A 1,115-nucleotide genomic window follows, 5' to 3' on the forward strand; every position below is an offset into this window, starting at 1 on the left:
TTCATGTACTTACAGGCTTTAGCACCGATGGGCCAGGCGAATTGGGTTTGCAGGCCTTCAACCTGGCTCAAAACCGTTCGCCCCTGGCGGTGATGTTGATTTTTGGCGGCATGCTTTCAACATTGCAAAATGACAAACCCCTAGAGCCACTTCTACATGCCCTCAGCCGTGGCTTTGAACTTGGCCTAACTGCTAACTGTGTAATCAGTTATCGCCTAGAAGATCACTGGGAACGACCCTTAAGCGAATGGCGTCAAGAATTAAAGCTAAATTAAAACCTATTGCAAAGTATTTATAGCAAAAGTCATCCCAACATGAGAGGATGCCACAACCAACTCTACAATCAAAATAATGCCCAATTTAAAAGCGAACCAGTTAGTAAGTTCCCAAGTGCCATCATTAACAATTCTCTGGCAAGATGATCCCACTAGTTGGCAAACAGATAGCGATGACCTTGCTAGGCAGTTCCTAGGATTAATGGGAAATGATCCAAGCCAACCCTGGAATCTAGTACTAGATATAGATGGGCCAAATAGTACCGCCGGATCTTGGAATCAAGCAACTCTCTTAGCACTACTCAATAGTCTTGCATCACTCGGAATGCAACCAAATCTTATATTTCATCCAGACGGCGAAAAAGCCACACAAGATTGGATTAGCAATCCTAGCAATCCCTTAACACAACTAGATCTAGAGCATGAATGGGCAGCAATGGTGAATTATATGGCGATATTTAACGCCGCGATCGCTAAGGCAAATTCAAACCTTTCAGACACACCTATAAAGCTGCCTGAATTTACTTCATTTATAGCTGAAGGCAAAGATTTCGCACCGTTAGATCCAAATAAAAGTAAGTTGGATACATTTAACTTTTTAAAACATCAGCTGCAAACCCAAGGCATTAAAAACCCAGAACCATGGAATACGGGGGATTGGCAGCAAGGAATTGCACTTAGTGAAAACAGCGATGGAAGCCCCAATCTGGAAACACCAGATTCAGGAGTATACATGCAAATTTATGATTTTTATAATAAACAAGGCCAAAGCTCAAACACTCTTGTAGGTCAACCTACAGATCCTAGTCAAGCTCTATTGCTGGGTTCAACAATGTTTAG

The 1,115-nt window shown here is 42.3% G+C and carries 2 protein-coding genes; both read left to right on the forward strand.

Annotated features, from left to right (window positions below; all coding sequences use genetic code 11):
- The coding region (locus C7K08_RS14375; RefSeq protein WP_241537289.1) for a Coq4 family protein at positions 1 to 275 on the forward strand (275 nt) is incomplete at its 5' end.
- Between the two features lie 76 nt (positions 276 to 351).
- The coding region (locus C7K08_RS14380; RefSeq protein ID WP_161955951.1) for a hypothetical protein at positions 352 to 1,115 on the forward strand (764 nt) is incomplete at its 3' end.

The sequence above is a fragment of the Synechococcus lacustris str. Tous genome (assembly GCF_003011125.1).
Taxonomy (GTDB): domain Bacteria; phylum Cyanobacteriota; class Cyanobacteriia; order PCC-6307; family Cyanobiaceae; genus Synechococcus_D; species Synechococcus_D lacustris.